This is a genomic window from Burkholderia sp. BCC1972, assembly GCF_905339605.1.
Lineage (GTDB): Bacteria > Pseudomonadota > Gammaproteobacteria > Burkholderiales > Burkholderiaceae > Burkholderia.
In genome coordinates, this window is record NZ_CAJPGH010000002.1 from 1 (window position 1) to 17,280 (window position 17,280).

At 67.6% G+C, this 17,280-nt stretch carries 19 protein-coding genes and 1 tRNA gene; 7 read left to right on the forward strand and 13 right to left on the reverse strand.

Translation table 11 applies throughout. The features are described from left to right. Positions 1-752, forward strand: a 752-nt coding sequence (locus tag U5798_RS03485) for an RNA-guided endonuclease TnpB family protein (protein WP_322081217.1), incomplete at its 5' end; no start/stop codon positions are given. A gap of 118 nt (positions 753-870) precedes the next feature. Further along, positions 871-1,620, forward strand: a complete 750-nt coding sequence (locus tag U5798_RS03490; protein WP_322081218.1) for an SDR family oxidoreductase — start codon at positions 871-873, stop codon at positions 1,618-1,620. Between the two features lie 68 nt (positions 1,621-1,688). On the opposite strand, the gene U5798_RS03495 is transcribed toward U5798_RS03490, so the two are convergent. Next, a complete protein-coding gene (locus U5798_RS03495; RefSeq protein WP_322081219.1) occupies positions 1,689-2,990 on the reverse strand; it encodes an aspartate aminotransferase family protein in 1,302 nt (433 codons plus the stop codon). A 78-nt stretch (positions 2,991-3,068) separates the two neighbouring features. Here U5798_RS03495 and U5798_RS03500 point away from each other — a divergent pair, with 78 nt between their 5' ends. Next, positions 3,069-3,953, forward strand: coding sequence for a LysR family transcriptional regulator (locus tag U5798_RS03500; RefSeq protein ID WP_322081220.1), 885 nt, complete (start codon positions 3,069-3,071; stop codon positions 3,951-3,953). Between the two features lie 540 nt (positions 3,954-4,493). After that, entirely contained in the window at positions 4,494-5,813 is a 1,320-nt protein-coding gene (locus U5798_RS03505) for a nitrous oxide reductase family maturation protein NosD (protein WP_415859485.1), read from the forward strand. Between the two features lie 14 nt (positions 5,814-5,827). Here the strand turns inward: U5798_RS03505 and U5798_RS03510 are convergent, their stop codons facing one another. Then, on the reverse strand, positions 5,828-6,460 hold the full coding sequence (locus U5798_RS03510; protein ID WP_124455291.1) for a response regulator: 633 nt from the start codon (positions 6,458-6,460) through the stop codon (positions 5,828-5,830). Positions 6,461-6,579: 119 nt separating this feature from the next. Continuing rightward, positions 6,580-6,885, reverse strand: coding sequence for a hypothetical protein (locus U5798_RS03515; RefSeq protein ID WP_322081491.1), 306 nt, complete (start codon positions 6,883-6,885; stop codon positions 6,580-6,582). 31 nt (positions 6,886-6,916) lie between these two features. Between U5798_RS03515 and U5798_RS03520 the strand changes: the two genes are divergently transcribed. Beyond that, a complete protein-coding gene (locus U5798_RS03520; protein WP_124455165.1) occupies positions 6,917-7,240 on the forward strand; it encodes a flagellar transcriptional regulator FlhD in 324 nt (107 codons plus the stop codon). After that, entirely contained in the window at positions 7,237-7,869 is a 633-nt protein-coding gene (gene flhC / locus U5798_RS03525) for a flagellar transcriptional regulator FlhC (RefSeq protein ID WP_322081221.1), read from the forward strand. The genes U5798_RS03520 and flhC overlap by 4 nt, the downstream gene beginning before the upstream one ends. Here the strand turns inward: flhC and U5798_RS03530 are convergent. Further along, positions 7,866-9,692 carry a hybrid sensor histidine kinase/response regulator gene (locus U5798_RS03530; RefSeq protein ID WP_322081222.1) on the reverse strand — a complete coding sequence of 609 codons (1,827 nt, stop codon included), beginning with the start codon at positions 9,690-9,692 and terminating at the stop codon, positions 7,866-7,868. The two genes, flhC and U5798_RS03530, sit on opposite strands and share 4 nt — an antisense overlap. 707 nt (positions 9,693-10,399) lie before the next feature. Further along, positions 10,400-10,484: transfer RNA gene (locus U5798_RS03535), tRNA-Leu, on the reverse strand. Between the two features lie 141 nt (positions 10,485-10,625). Here U5798_RS03535 and U5798_RS03540 point away from each other — a divergent pair. Continuing rightward, positions 10,626-11,939: a leucine-rich repeat-containing protein kinase family protein gene (locus U5798_RS03540; protein WP_322081223.1), complete on the forward strand. Its 1,314-nt coding sequence runs from the start codon at positions 10,626-10,628 to the stop codon at positions 11,937-11,939. A 13-nt stretch (positions 11,940-11,952) separates the two neighbouring features. Here the strand turns inward: U5798_RS03540 and U5798_RS03545 are convergent, their stop codons facing one another. The 8 genes from U5798_RS03545 to U5798_RS03580 form a co-directional block, all read right to left on the reverse strand. Then, a complete protein-coding gene (locus tag U5798_RS03545; protein WP_322081224.1) occupies positions 11,953-12,582 on the reverse strand; it encodes a LysE family translocator in 630 nt (209 codons plus the stop codon). Positions 12,583-12,680: 98 nt separating this feature from the next. Continuing rightward, the gene (locus U5798_RS03550; protein ID WP_185658285.1) at positions 12,681-12,854 is read right to left on the reverse strand and encodes a hypothetical protein; all 174 of its coding nucleotides are present in this window, start codon (positions 12,852-12,854) and stop codon (positions 12,681-12,683) included. 32 nt (positions 12,855-12,886) lie between these two features. Next, positions 12,887-13,333: a copper chaperone PCu(A)C gene (locus tag U5798_RS03555; RefSeq protein WP_124456595.1), complete on the reverse strand. Its 447-nt coding sequence runs from the start codon at positions 13,331-13,333 to the stop codon at positions 12,887-12,889. A gap of 42 nt (positions 13,334-13,375) precedes the next feature. Then, a complete protein-coding gene (gene copC, locus U5798_RS03560) occupies positions 13,376-13,741 on the reverse strand; it encodes a copper homeostasis periplasmic binding protein CopC (protein ID WP_322081225.1) in 366 nt (121 codons plus the stop codon). A gap of 96 nt (positions 13,742-13,837) precedes the next feature. Beyond that, complete coding sequence (locus U5798_RS03565; RefSeq protein WP_322081226.1) at positions 13,838-14,215, reverse strand: DUF2946 domain-containing protein; 378 nt, start codon at positions 14,213-14,215, stop codon at positions 13,838-13,840. A 92-nt stretch (positions 14,216-14,307) separates the two neighbouring features. Continuing rightward, positions 14,308-14,802 (reverse strand): SRPBCC family protein, encoded by a 495-nt coding sequence (locus U5798_RS03570; protein WP_124456598.1) that lies wholly within the window; start codon positions 14,800-14,802, stop codon positions 14,308-14,310. Positions 14,803-14,860: 58 nt separating this feature from the next. Then, positions 14,861-15,163, reverse strand: coding sequence for a 2Fe-2S iron-sulfur cluster-binding protein (locus U5798_RS03575; protein WP_077220533.1), 303 nt, complete (start codon positions 15,161-15,163; stop codon positions 14,861-14,863). A 78-nt stretch (positions 15,164-15,241) separates the two neighbouring features. Then, positions 15,242-17,155, reverse strand: a complete 1,914-nt coding sequence (locus tag U5798_RS03580) for a sigma-54-dependent Fis family transcriptional regulator (protein WP_322081227.1) — start codon at positions 17,153-17,155, stop codon at positions 15,242-15,244. Positions 17,156-17,280 lie beyond the last annotated feature (125 nt).

Consider the following 17,280-nt stretch of genomic DNA (forward strand, 5'->3'; position numbering starts at 1 on the left):
AGGGGCGTGACCTGAAGCGCGAGGGTGACGCGTTCCGTTTTGCCGGCAACACGTTTCGCGTGTTCAACAGCCGACCGCTTCCCGACGGCAAGATCAAGGACGGGACCAACTTTGCTCAGGATGCACGCGGTAACTGGTTTCTCAACATCGTGATCGAGATGCCTGATGTGCAGGCCCGACCTATCCGTTCCGGCGTCGGCATCGATCTCGGCCTGAAAGACTTCGCCACACTTTCGACCGGAGAAAAACTGCCGAACGACCGGTTCGGCCGACGCGCGGCCGAGAAGCTGGCGAAAGCGCAACGGGCGAGAAAGCACAAGCGGCATATCGCGAAGCTGCACGCCAAGGTCGCGAATGCGCGTGCCGATTTCCAGCACAAGCTCGCGCTCGATCTGGTGCGGCGTTTCGATTACATCGCGGTTGGCAACGTGTCGGCTGCCAAACTTGCCAGAACCAGGATGGCGAAAAGCGTCTACGACGCATCCTGGTCGTCCTTCCGAAACAAGCTCCGCTACAAGGCGATCGCGCACGGGGCCACGTTCGAGGAAGTGGACGAAAGCGGTTCGACCCAGTCCTGTTCGTCGTGCGGATCGAAAGACAGCACGACGCGGCCGAAAGGTATCGCGGGACTGCGAGTAAGAGAATGGGCCTGCAGTGACTGTGGTGTCGAGCATGATCGAGATATCAACGCTGCGCTGAACATTCTCCGATGCGGACGTGAATCGCCAGGTGTGGGAATCCTCTCCCTTTAGGGAGAGGAGGACGTCAACGCCGGACTCTCGCAAAAGAAAAGCGGATTGTCGATTGTAGCGAATACGGTTCCCGCCATCTATCGTACGGACACGTGCTCAATACACCCGAGGAGTTCGCATGAAGACCGTACTGATTACCGGCTGTTCCTCCGGCTTCGGCCTCGAAATCGCGCGCTATTTCCTGGCGCGCGACTGGCAGGTCGTCGCGACGATGCGCAAGCCGAACGACGACGTGCTGCCGCCGTCGGAGCGCTTGCGCGTGCTGCCGCTCGACGTGACGAACGCGGACAGCATCCGCGCCGCGATCGACGCGGCCGGCCCGATCGACGTGCTCGTCAACAACGCAGGCTTCGGCGCGGCTGCACCGGCCGAACTCATGCCGCTCGACACGGTGCGCGCGCTGTTCGAGACCAACACGATCGGCACGATCGCGCTCACGCAGGCCGTGCTGCCGCAGTTTCGCGCGCGCGGCGCCGGCGTGGTCGTGAACGTCACGTCGAGCGTTACGCTGAAGGCATTGCCGCTGCTCAGCGCGTACCGCGCGAGCAAGGCGGCAGTCAATGCCTATACCGAATCGATGGCGGCCGAGCTCGAACCGTTCGGCGTGCGCGCGCACCTCGTGCTGCCGGGCCGCGCGCCCGACACGCGTTTTTCCGAGAACGCACGGGCCAACATACACGGCTTCGAGCACGAAGCGTATGCGGACTTCGTCGGCAAGACCGTCGCGCGAATCCTCGATGCGTCGGGGCCGATCACCCATGCGGAGGATGTCGCCGAAGCCGTGTGGCGCGCGGCGACCGATCCGTCGAGCCCGATGCGCATGCCGGCCGGTGCCGACGCCGAGGCGTGGGCGGCGGAAGCAGCCTGATCGATCGGGAATCCGTCGCGCCGGTCGGCTGAACCGGCGCGACGGATCGCATGACGCGGAGCAGGGCGTTACAGCACGCGCGTGATCGCCTGCTCCAGCAGCGACAGGCCGAGGTCGATTTCTGCGTCGCTGACGGTCAGCGGCGGCGCGATCCGGAACACGCCGCCCATGCCGGGCAGCTGCACGATGTTCATGCTGAGCCCGAGGTTCATGCACTCGCGCGTGATCTTCGCGCCGAGCCCGTCCGCAGGCTCTTTCGTCCGGCGATCCTTGACGATCTCGACGCCGAGCAGCAGCCCGCGCCCGCGTACGTCGCCGATGCAGTCGAACCGCTCCATCAGGTCGAGCAGGCCGCGCCGGAGCCGGTCGCCCATCACGTTGGCGCGCGCGACGAGCCCGTCGCGCTGTACCACGTCGAGCACGCGCAGGCCGACCGCAGCGGGCAGCGGGTCGGACACGTGCGTCGTGTAGAACAGGTAGCCGAGCTCGTGCGCGCGTTCCTCGATGGCCGCGGACGTGACCATTGCCGCGAGCGGCAGCCCGGCGCCGAGCGTCTTCGACAGCGTCAGGATGTCGGGCGTCACGCCGTCGCGCTGGCACGCGAACATCGTGCCGGTGCGGCCGACGCCCGTCTGCGCTTCGTCGAGGATCAGCAGCATCCCGCGTTCCTCGCACTTGCGCTTGAGCGCCGCCATATAGCCTTCCGGCAACTCGATGATCCCGCCCGAACTGAGGATCGGCTCCGCGATGAACGCGGCAAGGTTGCCGCTCGACTGGCGGTCGATCAGGTCGAATGCATAGTCGAGTTCGGCGAGGAAGTCGTAGGTGCCGTTGCGCTCGAAGCGCGGCCGGTACGTGAACGGCGCCGGAATCGCGAACGAGCCGACCGATGCCGGGCCGACGCCCTTGCGGCCCGCGCTGTACGTGGCCGACGCGGCCGCGCCCGTCATGCCGTGCCACGACTGCGCGAAGCCGACGATCTCGTACTTGCCGGTGACGAGCTTCGCCATCCGGATCGCCGCTTCGTTCGATTCCGCGCCGGTGCTGAGCAGCAGCGCGCGGTCGAGTCCCGGCGGCGTGACGTCGGCGAGGCGCGTCGCGAGATCGACGACCGGCCGCGACAGCATCCCGCTGAACAGGTGGTCGAGCTTGCCCGCGTATTCGCCGATCACGGACACGATCTCCGGATGGCTGTGGCCGAGCACCGCGCTCATCTGGCCCGACGTGAAATCGAGGATCGCGCGGCCGTCGGCGTCGTAGACGAAGCTGCCTTGCGCGCGCTCGATGATCATCGGCTCGAAGGTGCCGCCGTAGCGCACCAGGTGCTGCCTGGCGTTGCGCCAGAAGGTTGGGTCGTCGTTCAGGGACATCGGGCGTCTCCGGGCAAAGGGGCAGGGATCGCTTGCAGTCTAGGTGCGCGTCTGGTTTGATGGAAACGAATAGTTCTTATGCAAGGTAGAAAAGGAGCTAATACCTTGGGGCTTTCGCTTGAAATCGACCTGCTGCGTTCGTTCGTCGTGATCGCCGAGGTGCGTGCGCTCAGCCGTGCGGCGGCGCGCGTCGGCCGCACGCAATCCGCGCTCAGCCAGCAGATGAAGCGGCTCGAGGAGGTCGTCGACCAGCCGCTGTTCCAGCGCACCGGCCGCGGCGTGGTGCTGACGCATCCGGGCGAGCGGCTGCTCGTGCATGCGCAGCGCATCCTGCGGCTGCACGACGAGGCGATGGCCGACCTGTGCGGCACGGGGCTGTCGGGGACGATTCGGTTCGGGTGCCCGGACGATTACGCGGAAGTCTGGCTGCCGTCGCTGCTGCGGCAGTTTTCGAGCCAGCATCCGCAGGCGATCGTCGAAGTGGTGTGCGGGCCGACGCCGCGGCTGATCGAGCAGCTGGAGAAGCGTGCGGTCGATCTCGCGATGATTTCATTGCCGGACGACGGCGCGAGCGACGACGTCATTCGCCGCGAGCAACTCGTGTGGATCGGTTATCCGGGGCTGGAGCCCGGGCATTTCGACCCGCTGCCGCTCGCGCTGTCCGATCGCGATACGCTCGATCACATCGCAGCCTGCGAGGCACTGGATCGCGTCGGCCGCGATTACCGCGTCGCGTATGCGAGCAGCAGCCTCGCGGGGCTGATCGCGCTGGTGCGCTCGGGCCAGGCGTTCGCGGTGATGACGCAGACGGCCGTGCCGGCCGACCTCGCGATCGTGAACGGCGATCCGCGGCTGCCGCCGCTGCCGGCCGTCGGCATTACGCTGAAGTTCGACCGGAAACGGCCGTCGCACCTGACGGCGGCATTTGCCGAGCACATCCGGAACGCGTTGCCGCTGTTGTGACGCCTGCCCGATCGGGATTCGATCCCGGTCGCTGCCTGCCGCCTCTCTCCCGGCGTTCCGTCCGCTGCGGCACGACGCCCGCGTGCCGCCCTGACGAGTCGTACGCCGTCTCGTTCCCGGCAGCGCGACAGGCCCGGGACCCGTCCTACGACGGTCGCGGGGCTTCTGTCGGATTTACGCGCGCCGACGGCGAAATAGACTTCCAATCGAGCGAAATGATCGTACGGGACAGCACACGAAGCCGGCCGTCCCACGTCGCTCGCGCAAGCGCTTCGGCATGTCGCCCGACGGTCGCACGCTGCCGGCACCGTCGACGTCGACCGCTCTCGGGGGAGCGGCCCGCCTGGTATCGGCAGACGAGCGGGCAATCGCCTGACATGGGCATTGCCCGACTGTTTCCGGACGACATCCGGACGAAATCGTTACGCCCAGATGTTCGACGCGTATCGAGCCGGTGCGCCGGCCGACCGTCGACGCCGTGCGACCGGATGCCGTCGCATCGTGCGCTGCGTCGGGCGAATGCCTATCGAGGGGGTCATCATGACCAGGTCATTTCGTATCGTCGGCGCAGCGCTTGTCGCATGGGCGTGCGCCGTTGCCAGCTTCCCGGTTCAGGTTCGCGCAGCGACGCTCACGGAGTACGCCGCACCGCGGCATGGTGCACGGATGCGGCCGGCGGCACCGGCGCCAGCCTTACTGGCGGCCGCGACGATCCGGCCGGCAAGCGACGGCAGCGACCAGACCGATGCGTTGCAGGGCGCGCTCAATGCGTTGCAGGTCGGGCAGACGCTGGTGCTCGCGCCGGGACGCTACACGGTCAGCCGCTCGCTGTCGGTGGCGACGTCGGGCGTCGTGGTATCGGGCTACGGCGCGACGCTCGTCGCGACCAATCCGTCGGACCAGACGATCGTGATGAGCGGCGCCGGCTCGACGCTGGTGGGCGTGACGCTGGTCGGCACCGGCACGACACGGCTCACGACGCCGGCCTCGACCAAGGTCGAGGTGACGGGCACGGGCGTCCAGGTGCTCGGCGTGACGATCGAAGGCGGCGCCAGCGCGGGCATCTTCGTGTTCGGCGGCAGCAACGTCGCGATCGTCGGCAATACGGTGAACGCCACGCTGGCCGACGGCATCCATATGACCTACGGCTCGACCAACGTGCTCGTGCGAGGCAATACGGTGACGGCTACCGGCGACGACCTGATCGCCGTCGTCAGCTATCTCGGCGACGGCCGCATCAGCAGCAACGTGCTGATCGACCATAACGCGGTGTCGGGCAACGCGTGGGGACGCGGCATTGCGGTGGTCGGCGGCCGGGCCGTGACGATCTCGAACAACACGGTCGACGGCGTGCAGAAGGCGGCGGGCATTCTCGTCGCCCAGGAGGACAGCTGGCGCACCTACGGTGCGTCGAACGTCGTGATCGACAGCAACGTCGTCACCCATATCCAGAACTCGACCGTGAACAACGGGCTGCAGCCGACGCAGCAGGCGGCGCTCGAACTGGACACGTGGTCCGGCACGGTGTCGTACGTGACGGTCACGCGCAATCGCGTGACGGGATCGGGCTATTCGGGATTCCGGGCCCTGGGCAACGTATGCGAGTTCGAGGTCGAGGGCAACACGTTCGCGTCGATCGCGGGTACCGCGGTGTCGTTGCTGTCGAGCGGCTGCACGGCCAGCCGGATCGTCGCCGGCGGCAACACGCTGGACGGCGTCGCGCTGGTCCGGCCGGTCGGCGCATCGTCGTCGGGAACGATTCCGGCTGCCGGCGCCGTGACGACGGCGATGCCGCAGGTGCGCACCGCCCTGATGCAGTCGTCGGGCAGTGCGGCGCCGGCGACCGGCGCGGCTCGATGATGTCGCGCCGACGATCAGAGGAGCCCCAGGCGTTGGCCCGCCGCCGCGGCCTGGGTGCGGTTGCGCACGTGCAATGCCTTGAAGATGGCGGTGATATGGGCCTTCACGGTTTTCTCGGACAGCCCGAGCCGGTCGGCGATGAGCTTGTTCGGCACGCCTTCCGCAATCAGGCGCAGCACGTCGAGCTGGCGCAACGTCAGGCGCGGGCTGTCGGGTTCGTGCGCGGGCGGCGGGTCGCGATGCGTCGACTGCAGGTCGAGCAGCAGCGGCGGCACGTATCGCTCGCCGTTCATCACCATCTTGATGGCCGACAGCAGCGTATGCGCGGTGGCGGACTTGGGGATGTAGCCGAGCGCGCCATGCGTGAACGCGGCGCGCACGTCATGCGGGTCCTCGGACGAAGACAGCACGACGATCGGCAGCTCGGGCCGGAGCTGCGTGATCCCGGCAATCGCGGCGAAACCGTCCATGCCGCTCATTTTCAGATCCAGGACGATGACGTCGAGGTCGGTGTGCAGCTCGAGCAGCCGCATCGCGTCGTCGGCGTTGCTCGCCTGAATGTCGACCATCCCGCCATTATCCTGACGCAACAACGTCGCCACGCCGTCTCGCAGAACCGGATGATCATCGACAATGAGTATTTTCATGAAAATAAAAATAAAGCCGGAGGCAGATCTCTTTCGCTCATGTGGAATTCGGTTTTTTTCGAAAAGTCTTAATACTTTGGTCGTATTCGACGCCGTTTTTCCATGGGCTAACGTCGGATTTACATCCGGTAAATCGTGGTTGACACTGAATCGTCGCGGTCTTCGGTGCGCTGGGCCGCACAACGCGCGTAACGAAGACCGCGACGGCAAGGGTTCGGGCCAGCTGCGGAAGCCGAGAGTTTTCGGGGAGCGATCGATCCCGGCTGCTGACTATACGATAAAAAAGAACCGAACGTGCCGATACGGTGCGCATCGTTCATTTCAATTGATTGCTTTCCGGAAATCGGGAATTCGACGCTGAAGCATGCGATTCGCACCGTAAAGCAAGACATTTTCCTTTGCACGAATTTGATGGACGTCTCCATCAGACTGATTCGATATCAATCAAGGTGCAATATGGACACTATCAATGAAGAGGATTTAATTCGTGACCTGAACATGTCTTATCTGTGGCTCGCGCAGCGGTTGCTGCGGGCGGATCGCGCGACCGGCATGTTTCGCCTCGGCGCGACGCCGGAAATGGCGGGCGCGCTGGAAAGCCTGTCGATGCGGTCGATGCTCAACCTGGCCTCGTCGGGGCAATTGATCTGCGCGCTGCGGCTGAGCCGCTGCGACACGGTCGAGGCGCTCGCGCGGCACGCGCCGCCGGACGAAGTCGCGCCGCTGCACGTCGCGCTGGCATTCTCCAGTATCGGGGCGTTCGACCAGGATACGCCGTGAACGGCGGCCCCGATGCCGCGCATGCGGCGAGTCTCGCCGATCACGCACGGCTCATCCTCGATGCCGTGACGTTGATCCGGCTCGGTGCGCGTCCGCAAATGCTCGAGATCGAACTGGCGCTGCCGCATGAGCGCGTGGCCCGCCTGTATCGCGAGGTGCGTGGCGTTCCGCCGCCGAAGGGCCTGCTGCCGTTTTCCAGCGACTGGTACATGACGTGGATGGCCAATATCCATGCGTCGCTGTTCCACAACATCTACAGCTTCCTGCGGATCAACGCGCAGTGCTCGCGGTTCGACGCGCTGGTGAAGGCGTACGGGTTGTATGCGGAGCGATGCGGTGCGGCGCAGTGCGATCCGCTGCTCGACCTGACGCGCGCATGGATGCTGGTGCGCTTCGTCGACGGCGGCGTGCTGTCGACGGTGCGCTGTGTCCGCTGCCACGCCGCCTTCGTGATCCATCGCCACGACCTGCGGCCGAATCGCGTCTGCGTCGCCTGTCGGCCGCCCGCGCGGGCAGGCAAGCGCACCAGCCGCGCAATGCAGGAGTCGTCTGCCGGCGATGCGGCCGGCGCGAAGATCCGCATCGTGCCCGACCCGGCAACGGCCGGCGAGCACGCACGGTGCGGCTAGATCGCGACGTCGCGGGCGTCCGCGTCGGCCGTCGAGCGCCGGCGCGCACCGGCTGTGACGAGATGATCGACCGCCGCGCGCAGTTTGCCGTTCGGCAACGGCCGGTGCAGCAGAACCAGCCCGCGTGCGTGCGCCGCCGCCGATTGTTCGTCGGTCGTGTCGCCGCTGATCAGCAACGCGGGCAGGGCGGCGTCGACGTCACGGCGCAGCCGCTCGATCACCGCGATGCCGTTTTCGCCGCGCGACGGCAGGTAATCGCAGATCAGCAGATCGGGCCGCCGTTCGCCGGCCGACAGCCGGTCCAGCGCCTCCTTGCCCGAGCGAACCGCGATCGTCTCGTAGCCCCACGTCGCCAGCAGCCCGGACAACCCGGTGCGCGTCGCGCGATTGCCGTCGATCACGATCACGAGCCCCGTCGAACCGGGCACGTCACCGCGACCGGCGATCGGCATGTCGAGCGGGTCGGGCAGGCATGCGGCGAGCGCGATCGCGACTTCGAAGCACGAGCCGCGGCCGGGCGTCGAGCGCACGGCCAGCCGGCCATCGAGCAGGCCGGCGAGGCGTCGCACGATCGCGAGCCCGAGCCCGAAGCCTTTCTCGTGATCGCGTTCGGCGTTGCCGACCTGGTAGTACTCGTGGAACACGAGCTTCTGCAGGTGATCGGGAATTCCGCAGCCCGTATCCCAGACCTGGATCGCGAGGCGGGTGCCGCGGCGCCGGCAGCCGACGACGATTTTTCCGCGCTCGGTGTAGCGCACCGCATTCGCGACGAGGTTGCGCACGATGCGTTCGACCAGCAGCGGATCCGAATGCACCACCGCGCGGCACGGAACGCGCGACAGCGCGACGCCTTTCGCCTGCGCATCGGGCAGGCAGTCGTTGCAGACGGTCTCGAGCACGGTGTCGATGGCAAACGGCCGGCACTGCACGTTCATGCTGCCGGCGTCGAGCCGGGAAAGATCGAGCAGCGCACCGAAGAGCCGGCTGAGCGCATCGGACGAGCGCTCGATGCGCTCGACGAGCCGCCGCCCGTCCGGCGGCATCGGGATGCCGTGCAGCGCTCCGATCAGCAGATTCAGCGCGTGCGCGGACTGGCGCAGATCGTGGCTGGCCGCCGCGAGGAATTGCGATTTGGCGAGACTGGCCTGGTCGGCGATGTGTCGCTGGCAGTCGAGGTCGACGGCGAGTCGTTCGATCCGTTCGTTCTGCGTCTGCAGATCGATCGCGTACCGTTCGGCCTTGAAGCGCAGGCGGATGTTCCGTGTGGCCGCACGGTTCGCCAGCAGCCCGAGATAGCCGACCACGCAGGCGATCAGCAGCATCATCGGCGCGGTCGTCCGCTGGAGCGCGTTCGTCGACAGGATTGCGGCGCCGATATACGGGACGGTGGCCGGCAGCAGGAAGGCGATGAACGCCGGGAAGTACGTCCCGAGTACCGGGATGGCGCCGGCGACGACGCCGGTCGTCGCGACGACCACCAGGCTCGCGATTTCGGCATCCGCGTGCGCCGCGAGATGAATCGAAGCCCATCCCCAGCCCATGCCGGTGGCCGTGCTGAAGGCGGAGAACCACAGCGCCCAGCGCCGCCAGTGGCCGGCGGGCGAGCGCGACCGGCGATACAGGCACGACAGCACGATCTGGCCGACCGAGCACGCGGCGATATAGAGCGTCCACGCAAGGCCCGACGCGGCAGGCGGACGGCCGAGCCAGCCGATCGACAGCGTCGCGAAGAGGGCAAGCAACATGCTGCCGACGGCGTAGGGCATCACGGCGTCGTAGACGATCCTGACCTGCTCCGCGGCAATCCGGTCTCGCGACTGCATAGGTGTCCACCCAGGTCGCTGCGCACGGCAGCGGGGAGTATCGGCGCGCCTGGCACAGGCGCGTATTCCCGTCACTTCAGCATAGTCGCTGCGATCGAGAAATACGCGTTGTTTTCTTGATTCATTGGAAAACTAATAAGGAATGCAAATGTAATTCGAGCGTGAAGATTGCAATTCGCCCGGGGCGTGTCAATGGTGTTCCGGCGGTGCGCAATCCGGTACACGCGATCGGGCAGGCGGCGCAGCGATGCATCGAATGCACCGTCATGACGAGCGCTTTCAACAGGTTCGCGGGAGAGTCGTCGTCGCAACGGACGGCACCGGTTGCCGAACCCGTCTGGAACGGGGCGTCGTTGCCGTGCGTGCCGATCGCGATAAGGCTGCCGCGGCGGGAGGTCGCGTGTGCAGTGAAGGGGACGATGGGCCGGCGTCATGACGGATGCTCGGCGGAGGATGCGTCGGTCACGTTACGACGCGTACCTGTATCCGCTCGAGAGCGGGACGTGACGAAGGGGGGGCGAGACGATGCGATGACGCGCGGGAGCGGGGCGTTGTGTTTGTGCCAGGGAGTCTGTGGTCGCGGCGAAGTGGTCCGGAGGCGATACCGGCAGGCGATATCGTGGACGGCACGGCGGCCGGCTTGACGGCGATGCGATTCACCGATTGATGCCCGATGGGCTGCTGCGCAGGGAGATTGCGCATGAGTTTGGTGCCGACGGCGAGACTCGAACTCGCACAGCTTTCGCCACTACCCCCTCAAGATAGCGTGTCTACCAATTTCACCACGTCGGCACTGCAAGGGGCGCAATTCTAACGTCACATCGCGCATTTGTGAAGGGGCCGTGACAAGGTTGTGGTTTTGCTTGAAGGCGATCCCGGTAGAATTCGTCGGATCGGTCTGACGATCATCGCAACCGCAACCCGTTTTCTCCCGTGACCCACACCCTCGAACAACTGCAGGCCGGACAACTGTCGGGCGCACGGCAACTCAAGCTCGCATGCGGGTTGACCGAATTTCCGCGCGAGATCTTTGATCTTGCCGACACGCTCGAAGTGCTCGACCTGACCGGCAACGCGCTGTCCGCGCTGCCGGACGATCTCCCGCGGCTGCATCGCCTGCGCATCCTGTTTGCGTCCGGCAACCGCTTCACCGCGTTTCCCGACGTGCTCGGCGCGTGCGGGCAACTCGACATGATCGGCTTCAAGGCGAACCGGATTCGCACGGTGCCGAGCGGTGCTTTGCCGCGCGCGCTGCGCTGGCTGATCCTCACCGACAATGCGATCGAGGCGCTGCCTGCCGACATCGGCGACTGTGCGCGGCTGCAGAAGCTCATGCTCGCGGGCAATCGGCTGCGCGCGCTGCCGGCCGAGATGGCCGCCTGTCGTGCGCTCGAACTGGTGCGCCTGTCGGCGAACCGGCTGGACGCGTTGCCCGACTGGCTGCTGCGCCTGCCGCGCCTCGCGTGGCTCGCCGCTGCCGGCAATCCGTTCGGCGCGGCGCCGGAGGCCGCAGCGTCTGCGGGGCCGGACGTCGCGGAGATCGACTGGGCGTCGCTTTCATGTGAACGGAAGCTGGGCGAGGGCGCATCGGGCGTCATTTACCGCGCGCAGTGGCGCGCGCAAGGGCACGCTTCACGAGCCGTCGCGGTCAAGCTGTTCAAAGGCGCGGTGACGAGCGACGGCCTGCCCGATTGCGAAATGGCCGCGTGCCTGCATGCCGGTCGCCACCCGGACCTGATCCCGGTGATCGGCAAGGTGCGCGGGCATCCGGACGGCACGCACGGTCTCGTGATGGAACTGGTCGATCCGGCGCTCAGGAATCTCGCCGGGCCGCCGAGCTTCGCGTCCTGCACGCGCGACGTATATGCGGCCGACGAGAGATTCGCGCCGGCGGAAGCGGTGCGGATCGCGCACGGCATCGCGTCGGTCGCGGGCCACCTGCATGCGCGCGGCATCATGCATGGCGACCTGTATGCACACAACATCCTGCACGACGGGGCAGGCGGCGCGTTGCTCGGGGATTTCGGTGCGGCGTCGCTCTTCGACGTGAACGACCGCACGCGCGGCGGCAGGCTCGAACGGATCGAGGTGCGCGCGTTCGGCCATCTGCTCGGCGAGTTGCTCGAGCGATGCGAGCCGCGCACCGATACGCTCGATGCGCTCGCGGCGGCCTGCCTGAATGAGGATGTCGACGCGCGTCCGTCGTTCGGCGAGATCGCGACGGCGCTCGCCGCGCACACGCGCTGACGCGAGCGCCCGCTTACGCCTGCCGCGCGGTCAGCAGCTTGATCCCGAGCCCGACGAACAGCAGCCCGCTGGCACGTTTGAGCGCACGCACCGCGCGGCTCATGCCGAAACCGCGATGGAACCGGCGTACGCCGGCCGAATAGACGCTGTGAACGACCACGACGGTGCAGGCGATCGTCGCGTACATCACGACGAACTGCAGCGCGAGCGGGCGGTCGTGCACGATGAACTGCGGCATGAACGCCGACAGGAAGATCATCGTCTTCGGATTGCTGCCCGACACGAACAGCGCTTCGCGGAACAGCTTCCTGCGGTCGGGCACGGCGATTTCCGCAGCGCTGCCCGACGCGGCAGCCTTGCGGTCGCCGCGCAGTTGCCGGACACCCAGAACGATCAGGTACGCGGCGCCGACGATCTTCATCGCGACGAACAGCGGCGGCATCGCGGCCAGCACCGCGCCGACGCCGAGCGCGACGAGCAGCACGACCACGCCCTGTGCGACGAGGTTGCCCGCGATCGTCGCGGCGGTGCCGTGCGACCCGTAGCGCACCGTGTTGCGGATCACGAGCAGCACGTTCGGCCCCGGCGACAGCGTCGTGGCGAGATAGGCTGCGGCAAACAGCATCCAGGTCTGAATGGACATGCGGCGCTCCGAGTGGCGGTTCCGGCGGTCGGGATGCACCGATGATGCCACGCCAATAATGGCGCGAGCCGCCGCCGGAACCGCGCGGGCGCGGCGCGTCAGCGCGCGTCGCGCATGCAGTACGCGGGGATCGACGGCGGCGTGTCGATCGCGGTGGGCCGCGTCATCCACGCGATCCATGCGGCCCACAACCCGCAGACGATCAGCACGGCGAGATTCAGCGGCGTCCGGTAGCGGACGATCAGGTCGGCCAGCGGCAGGCGGTCTTTCATGTGTGTCTCCTTCGTTCGCGGTAAGGGGCGCGTTACTGGCCGGCGTAGGTCGGCGGCTTCGCGTCGCAGGTGACCGGCACCGTCGAGCCGTCTGCGAAATGCAGCCGGAACGGTACCTTCGCGCCGGGCGCGACGGCGCGGCGCGGCTCCTCCAGCATCACGTGATAGCCCTTCGGCTTGAAGACCACCGAGCCGTGCGCGGGGACGACGACCGAGTCGACATGAACCATCTTCGCGGTGCTGCCGTTCGTCTGCGTTTCATGCACCATCGCCATCCCGTACGCGGGGCTGTCGATGCCCGTCAGCGTGGCGGGTGTGTCGCCGTCGTTCTTCAGCGTGAAGTAGCCGGACGACGGTACCGTCGCCGGCATCGCGCGGATCCAGCACGCATCGGCCTGCACGGCCGGTGCAGCGAACGTGGCAGGGGCTTGCAGTGCGAGCAATGCAACGAGCAGGGCGGTCGGAATCGGGCGTTTCATCGTTTGTTCTCCTTATGGTGGGACGCAGGGGGCGCGCGTGCGTTACTTCAGCGTGAACGTGTAGCGGCCTTGCGTGCGATGGCCGTCGGTTGCGACGGCGACCCACGCGACCGTGTACGTGCCGGCCGCCAGGCTGGCCAGCGCGACCTGCATTCGCTTCCGGTTGCCGGCGTCGACGGCCGATTTCCCGTCGGCGACCGATTGCCCGCGGCTGTCGGTGACGGCGATCGAGCTGAAGGCCGGTTCGAGCGCTTCGCTGAAATTGATCGTGACTGCGTGCGGTGCGGCCGACAGCGTGGCGTCGGCGGCCGGGTCCTGCGTTTTCGGCGTGGCATGCGCGTGCGCAGCCTGGATGACGATGAAGCCGAGCGCGGCGAGTGCGCCGCGAAAGAAAGTGGCGGTGTTCATGACGGTGAGCGTCCTTCGAAACGTGACATGTCACGCACGCGGGCGGCGTGCGCGGGCCGCGCGATGCGCTACGGCATCACGCGTGGCGGCAACGGATCAGGACGTGAACGGCGGGGCGCGCGGCTGCGCGGCCGTGAGCGGCAGCGCGCGGCGCAGGCTTTCGAAGCGGGTGGCCGCGCGGTGCTGGATCACCCGCACGTTGGCCGCGAACGTCAGTTCGGGCGCGGGCAGCGCGGGCGAATGGGCCAGCAGGCTGCAATAGCCGCATGCCTGGAGATGGGCTTGCAGGCGCTTCGTCGACGCATCGGCCGAGTGGTCGCCGGCGGCCGGCGCGGCCGTGCAGTAGCCGGCCAGCAGCGCGTCGACACGCCCTTGCGTCGTCAGCGCCTGCGAGATCGCCGGCGCGAGCGCCGTCATCAGGATGGCGAGCATCCCGATCAGACTGCCGATCTTCCGGAGGCGACGACTCAGCATGCGATGCGCGGCGGCGGGTGGGCGACGATGGAGCGGATTATGCCACGCACGTCGATTCGCGGGACGGCAGCGGTGTGCGACGAAGCGGCACGCTACGCGTGCTTCGCCAGGTACTTCGTGATCAGCATCATCTGCGCGGTCCAGCCGTGGTCGTTCATCTCGCGCGCCTTCGCGCGGCGCGCTTCGATCAACTGGTCGAAGCCCGTTTCGGTGACCGTGAGCAGCGTGCCGCCTGCCTGCGCGGCGAGCGTGAACGTGACGAGCGTCATCGGCTCCGACGCGTAATCGAAATTCGGGTCGATCGCGAATGGGTGCCAGCGAAACGAGAACAGTTGCTTCGGTTCAACGCGATCGACGACGATTTCGAACACAGTGCCCGCATAGGGCTCCTGCGCCTTGGCGACGTCGTCGTCGACGCGGGTCGGCGTGATGCGGCCGAACAGCGGCTGGCCGGCCGCGAAAGGACCGTCGAACGTCACGCCGAACCACTCGCCGAATTCGCCGGAATTGCTGACGGCTTCCCAGACGCGGTCGGGCGATGCCGCGAGCTGAGCGTGTTTCTCGATGCGGTCGGTTTGCTGGGTCATCACGTTCTCCATGCAGGATCAGGCGTTGCAGGACGGCGCGCGCGACCGCACGCCGCATCTAGTCGAGCATGACCGCGTCGGGCACGTCGAGCACGAGGTCCGACGTCGCGACGGCCACGCACGGCAGCGTATAGCCGTCGGCCTTTTCCTCGCGGCTCAGGCCCGGCCATTCGATCGTGTAGCGTACGCTGCCGCTGACGATCCGGCAAAGGCAGCTTCGGCATGTGCCGTTGCGGCACGAGCGCGGCAGCGAGACGCGCGCGAACGCGGCGGCTTCGAGCAGCGTCAGCGAATCGGGGGCGTCGAAGGTCGTGCCGAGCGGCTCGATGCGCACGAGGGGTGGGTGGTCTGGGTCGGTCATGACGAATGCGGGCGGCGGTTCGGCGGCAACGCGCCAAGCATACCCGAAGCGGCCGGCAGCCTCCGCCGGCCGTGGGCGTCAGTGCCGCCGCAGGTAGCGGTACACGGTATTGCGCGCGAGGCCGAGCTCGCGCGCGGCCGCCGATACGTTACCGCCATGCCGCGCCAGCGCGGCGTCGATCACCGCGGCCTGGTGGCTTTGCAGCGTCGTGCCTTCGCGCGTGCCGGCCAGTGCGGTCGGCATGACCGGCGCAGCTGCGGCGGGCATGGCCGGCGCGTCGTCGCAGTCGAGCCAGAAATCGTCGGGCAAATGCGCGAGCGCGATTTCGGCTTCGTCTTCGGCGAGCATGCCGGCCGTGCGCAGCACGTTCGTCATCTGCCGCAGGTTGCCGGGCCAGCGATGGCGCGTGAACGCGTCGAGCACGTCGGCCGCGATACGGCGCGGCATCGGTTCGCTGCGTGCCAGCCGCGCCAGGATGCGGTCGACGAGCGCGGGCAGGTCGGTACGTGCGGCGAGCGCCGGCAGCGTGACCGCGAGCCCGTTGATCCGGTAGAACAAATCTTCGCGGAACGTACCGTCCGCGATCATCGCGCGCAGGTCGCGATGGGTCGCGCAGACCACGCGCACGTCGACCGGCACCGCGCGTGCGCCGCCGAGCGGCATCACCGCGCGTTCCTGCAGCACGCGCATCAGCCGCACCTGCTGCGCGAGCGGCATGTCGCCGATTTCGTCGAGAAACAGCGTGCCGCCGTCGGCCTGCGCGATCTTGCCGGGGCTGCCGCGCTTGCGCGCGCCCGTGAACGCGCCGTCTTCATAGCCGAACAGTTCGGCCTCGATCAGCGAATCGGGCAGCGCCGCGCAGTTGACCGCGACGAACGGGCCGTCCGCGCGCGGCGACGCCTGGTGCAGCGCGCGGGCGAGCCATTCCTTGCCGGTGCCCGTCTGGCCGAGGATCAGCAGCGGCAGGTCGCGCCCGCGAATCTTCGCGACGCGCTCGAGCACGGCGGCCATGCGTGCGTCGCCGGTGTCGAGCGTCGCGAACGTGATGGTGTCGGGGTCCGGCGCGCGCACGCGTGCGGCCGGCGCGGGCGGCGTGACGGCCACGGCCGTCTTCTGCGCTTCCGGGAATTCGCAGCGTGCGAGCACGCGCACGCCGGTCGACAACGTCAGGCGGAACGTGGCGCCCGGCGCGCGGGCGGCCTGCTGCGCGAGCTGGCCGAAGCGCATGCCGAACAGCGCATCGCAGGCCTGATGCTGCAGCGCGTCGAACGATGCGCCGAGCTGGAATTGCGCGCTGCGGTTCGCGGCGATCAGCCCGCCGTCGGGGCCGAACGCGACGAGCCCGGCGAACAGCGAGTCGACGCAATCCTCGTGTGCGTGAAAGCGCAGCCGCAGCGCTTCGCCGCACTGGTTCGCGAACAGATGGTTCTCGATCAGCTGCGCGGACATCCGTACGAGCGCGAGCGTATGCGGGCTTGAGCCGCGCGGGTCGCCGCTCACGTCGAGCGTGCCGAGCGTGCGGCCGAACGGATCGACGATCGGCGCGCACGAGCAGGTGAGGATGTGGTTCGCGCGCAGGAAGTGCTCGGACCCATGCACGACGACGGCCTGGCCCGACGCGAGCGCGGTGCCGATCGCATTGGTGCCGCGCGCGCCTTCGGCCCACGACACGCCGGTGCACAGCGCGACGCGGTTGGCTTTCTCGATGAAGTCCGCGTCGCCGATGCTGTGCAGGATCACGCCGTCGGCGTCGGTCAGCAGCACGAGGCTTTGCGTATCGGCGATCTGTGCGTGGAGGTCTTCCATCACCGGGCGCGCGTGCGAGAACAGCGTGTGATTCGTGTCGAGCAGTTCGCGCAGCGCGAGGCGCGACAGCGGCGCGAAATCGGGGCGTTCGTGCGCGCGCAGGCCGACCGCGGTCGAACGCGCATGCGCCTGCGCGAGCAGGTCGGTGCGACCCGCGGCGGCGGGCAGCACGAAGGGTTGCGGCATGACTTGTCTCCTGTTCCCGGGGCAACCTGGGCCGACCGAATCGGAACCGGCGGCGGAGTGTGTCTCCGCTCGCGGTGCACCATCCGGCGCAACAGCCGACCGTCCGGGTACGCATCATCATACAA